The organism is Candidatus Streptomyces philanthi, from assembly GCF_059553635.1.
On sequence record NZ_JCANQV010000386.1, the window covers coordinates 1 to 4527 of the forward strand.

The window sequence follows — 4527 nt, forward strand, 5'->3', positions numbered from 1 at the left end:
GGCCCGTAACCGCCCGGGGGCGGGCCGAAGCCGCCCGGGTTGTGGGGCGGGGGCTGGTTCGGCGGAGTGGGCGGAGGCGGAGGAAAACTCATGGAGGAAATGATCGCTTCTTTACGGAGTCCCGGGGAACGCGGTGACCGAGCCGGGACGAACGACGGCTGACGTGTCCGGCCGGTGGGCACGGTTGACCACAGCCGTCCGTTCCCACCCTACGGCCCGGAGGTTTCCCGTGTTCCTCGACCTTCCCCTGGACGCCCTGCACGGCTACCGCCCACCGCTGCCCGAACCCGCGGAGTTCGACGCGTTCTGGCGGCGCACCCTCGACGAGGCCCGCGGCCACGACCTCGACGCCCGCTTCACCCCGGCCGACGCCGGACTCCCGCTGCTGCGCGTCGAGGACGTGACGTTCTCCGGTTTCGGCGGACACCGCGTCCGCGGCTGGTTCCTCGCCCCGGGGGACGGCGCGGGCCCGCTGCCGTGCGTGGTGCAGTACCTCGGCTACGGCGGCGGGCGGATGCTGCCGCACGACTGGCTGCTGTGGCCGTGCGCCGGATTCGCCACGCTCGTCATGGACACCCGTGGACAGAGCGGCCCGAACCGGCCCGGCAGCACACCCGATCCGGTCGCTGCCCCGCACCCGGGCGTACCGGGTCATATGACGCGCGGTCTGCTCCACCCCGACGACTACTACTACCGGCGGCTGTTCACCGACGCGGTGCGGGCGGTGGAGGCGGCGCGTGCCCATCCGGTGGTGGACGCGGACCGGATCGTGGTCGGGGGCGGCAGCCAGGGCGGCGGGTGCGCGCTGGCGGTGGCGGGGCTGGTGCCGGACGTGGCGGGCGCGCTGATCGACCGTCCGTTCCTGACCGATGTGCGCCGGGCGCTGGAGATCACGGAGGAGGGCCCGTACGGCGAACTCGTCCGGTACTTCGCGGGCGAGCGCGACCACGTCGACGCCGCGCTGCGGACGCTGGACCACTTCGACGGGCTGAACTTCGCGGTCCGGGCCCAGGCGCCCGCCCTCTTCGGCACGGCGCTGCGCGACCCGGTGACACCGCCGTCGACCGGCTTCGCCGCGTTCCACCACTACGCGGGCAAGAAGGAGCAGCGGGTGTGGCGGTTCAACGGGCACGAGGGCGGGGGCGGGCGGCAGCGGACGGAGGAGATCGCGTTCGTGCGCCGGCTGCTGGGTTGACGTCTTCCGCCGCGCGGCGGAACGGCGGCCCCGTACCCGGTGTGCGGGGCCGTCCCGGGGGCGCGGCGGGTTACCGTGCCCGGCGCGGCGGCACGGGGACGGACACCGGGAGCCCCGGGCGGCGCGGGGCACACGAAGGAGAGGGCGCGATGGACGCACAGTCGGCGGGACCGCTCGTCGTCGGCGTGGACAGTTCCACCCAGGCGACGAAGGTGCTGGTCGTGGACGCGGCGACCGGTGCGGTGGTGGCGCGGGGCAGGGCGCCGCACGCCGTCAGCGGCGGTGCGGGCCGGGAGAGTGATCCGCTGCGCTGGTGGCAGGCGCTGGGCGAGGCGCTGCGGCAGTGCGGGGACGCGGCCCGGCAGGCGTCGGCGGTGTCGGTGGCCGGGCAGCAGCACGGGCTGGTGACGCTGGACGCGGCGGGTGCGCCGGTGAGGCCCGCGCTGTTGTGGAACGACGTCCGGGCGGCTCCGCAGAGCAGGCGGCTGGTCGAGGAGTGGGGTGGTCCCGCCGCCTGGGTGCGGCGGGTGGGGAGCGTGCCGGGGCCGGCGTTCACGGTGGCGAAGTGGGCGTGGCTGCGCGAGCACGAACCGGCGGCCGCGGCGGCGACGGCGGCGGTCCGGCTGCCGCACGACTATCTGACGGGGCGGCTGACGGGGGCGCCGGTCACCGACCGCGGTGACGCGTCCGGTACCGGCTGGTGGTCGCCGGACACCGGCGCGTACGACAGCGGTGTGCTGGAGCACATCGGTCTGGACGCGGCGGCGCTGCCGCGGGTGGCGCGGCCCGGGGAGGCCGTCGGCACGGTGCGGGCCGGTGAGCTGCCGTTGCCGCGTGGTGCGCTGGTGGCGGCCGGTACCGGGGACAACATGGCGGCGGCCCTCGGGCTGGGGCTGCGTCCCGGTCAGGCGGTGCTGAGTCTGGGCACGTCGGGGACGGTCTTCGCGGTCTCCGGGCGCCGTCCCGCCGATCCGACCGGCACGGTGGCCGGGTTCGCCGATGCCCGTGGCGGGTGGCTGCCGCTGGCGTGCACGTTGAACTGCACCGTGGCGGTGGACCGGGTCGCGGCGCTCCTGGGGCGGGACCGGGAGGACGTGGAGCCCGGTGGCCGGGTGGTGATGCTGCCGTTCCTGGACGGGGAGCGCACCCCGCACCTGCCGGGCGCGACGGGCCTGGTGCACGGGCTGCGGCACGACACCACGGCGGGCCAGGTGCTCCAGGCGGCCTACGACGGCGCGGTGTTCGCCCTGTTGCGGGCGCTGGAGGCGGTGCTGTCCGGGGAGGCGGCGGGCGGTGCGCCGCTGCTGCTGATCGGTGGTGGGGCGCGGGGCCGGGCGTGGCGGGAGACCGTGCGGCGGCTGTCGGGGCTGCCGGTGCGGGTGCCGAGGGCCGGGGAGTTGGCGGCGCTGGGGGCGGCCGCGCAGGCGGCGGGACTGCTGCTGGGCGAGGACCCGGCGGCGGTGGCGCGACGGTGGGGTACGTCGGAGGGGGCGGAGTACCCGGCGGTGGAGCGGGACGCGGCGGCCTGGGAGCGGCTTGAGTCGACGCTGGTGGACGGGCGGGGGCTGCTGGGGGGATGAGGGGCGCCCCTGCTCCGGCGCCCGGGTCGCGAAGACCGGTTCTGGGCCGTACGGGTGACTTTTCGTCACCTTCCTTTCCCGTTCTGACCTGCGGATTTCCGTCTTTGGGCAGGGCGCTGGCGGATTGCGCGCGGTCTTGGCAGGAAAGGCCCTGTTGCGCATGATGAACACACCGGTCGCACATGACATGTACGCGACCCTTCGGCCCTGCCAGGAGTTCGTATGGAACGCCGTCACCTGTCGTACCGTCACCCCACCTCCCGCCGCGGTCTGCTCACCGGCGCCGCCGCCCTCGCCGCGGCCGCCGCCCTCGCGCCGCTCACCGCGGCCGCCGCGCCCGTTCCCCCGCGCCGCCGCGGCGTGGCCTATCCCCCCACCCACGAGCACCCGGCGGACCCCGCCAACTTCACCGCGGCCGACCGCCCCACGGAGTACCAGGTCGACATGGTCGTGATCCATGTGACGCAGGAGACCTACGACGACACGATCCGCCTCTTCCAGGACCCCGCCCACCAGGCGAGCGCGCACTACGTCGTACGGTCCGCCGACGGCTACCTCGCGCGGTGCGTCGCCGAGCGGGACGTCGCCTGGCACGCCGGGAACTGGGACTACAACACCCGCAGCATCGGCATCGAGCACGAGGGCTGGATCGACGACCCGAAGTGGTTCACCGACACGCTGTACCAGACGTCGGCCCGGCTGACCGCCGCGGTCTGCGACCGCTACGGCATCCCCCGGGACCGTGAGCACATCATCGGCCATGCCGAGGTCCCGGGCACCGACCACACCGACCCCGGCCCGCACTGGGACTGGGCCCGCTACATGGACCTGGTCGCCGCCTCCTGACGCGCGGTGGTTCCCACGGGGCGGCCGTTCACCGGACCGACGGAGCCCGGCAAGCCGCCCTTCGGGGCGCCGGCCCCCGGTGCGGGGACGGTTGAGGTGACGTCAGGGGGTGCGCGGATGGGACGACGCCACGGACGGGTGCGCGTGGTGCTGACGGTGCTGGCGGCGTGGGCCGTGCTCGCGGGGGCCGGAGGGCCTGCGGGTGCCACGGCCCAGGCCCTGCGCCGCTCGGCCGTCGTACGCCAGGCGCCGGGGGTGCTGTACAGCGAGTTCCGTACGACGCTGCCGCGCGGCGAGGTGTACGGGCATCTGCTGACGGTCGACCTGCGGGTGGTGACGGTCGATCTGCTCGACACCGGGGTGGTCGGCGGACGGGCGCCGGTCTCGGCGATGGCGGCGGCCCGGGGCGCGGTGGCGGCGGTCAACGGGGACTTCTTCCACATCACCGAGACCCAGCACCCCGGTGTCCCGGTGACCGGCGCCCCGAACGGCCCCGCGATCTCCTCGGGCCGCGACCTCAAGGCCGCGGTCCCCGACGGGCAGCGCTTCGGCCCGGCGCTGCCGCCCGGCGCGACCGCCGGGGACGTGCTCGGCGTCGGCTACGACGGGCGGGCCCGCCTGGACCGGCTGACGCTGCGCGGCGCGGTGGTGACCGCGCGCGGGGCACTGCCGCTGCGGGGCCTCAACCAGTTCGCGCTGCCCGTGGACGGCATCGGCGCGTACACCGCGCGCTGGGGCCCGGCCGGGCGGCTGCGCGCGGTCTGCGGCACGGACACCGAGCGGGCGGCGCCGTGCAGCACCCGGACGTACGAGGTGACGGTCCGCCACGGGCGGGTGAGCGCGGTGGCCGAGCGGCCTGGCGAGGGCGGTATCGCGCCGGACGGTGTGGTCCTGGTCGGCCGGGAG

3 protein-coding genes and 1 pseudogene are annotated in these 4527 nt (G+C 75.8%); all 4 read left to right on the forward strand.

The genetic code is table 11. From position 1 onward, the window contains the following. Positions 1 to 229 precede the first annotated feature (229 nt). Entirely contained in the window at positions 230 to 1195 is a 966-nt protein-coding gene (locus tag AC51EU_RS27425; RefSeq protein ID WP_496269777.1) for an acetylxylan esterase, read from the forward strand. Positions 1196 to 1344: 149 nt separating this feature from the next. Continuing rightward, positions 1345 to 2775: a xylulokinase gene (gene xylB, locus AC51EU_RS27430; RefSeq protein WP_496269778.1), complete on the forward strand. Its 1431-nt coding sequence runs from the start codon at positions 1345 to 1347 to the stop codon at positions 2773 to 2775. Between the two features lie 222 nt (positions 2776 to 2997). Then, entirely contained in the window at positions 2998 to 3621 is a 624-nt protein-coding gene (locus AC51EU_RS27435; RefSeq protein WP_496269779.1) for an N-acetylmuramoyl-L-alanine amidase, read from the forward strand. 117 nt (positions 3622 to 3738) lie between these two features. After that, positions 3739 to 4527: pseudogene (locus AC51EU_RS27440) on the forward strand (phosphodiester glycosidase family protein); the annotation flags it as partial.

Coding starts and splice junctions, on each gene's coding strand:
- AC51EU_RS27435 (WP_496269779.1), top strand. CDS start 2,998: ATGGAACGCCGTCACCTGTCGTACCGTCACCCCACCTCCCGCCGCGGT.
- xylB (WP_496269778.1), top strand. CDS start 1,345: ATGGACGCACAGTCGGCGGGACCGCTCGTCGTCGGCGTGGACAGTTCC.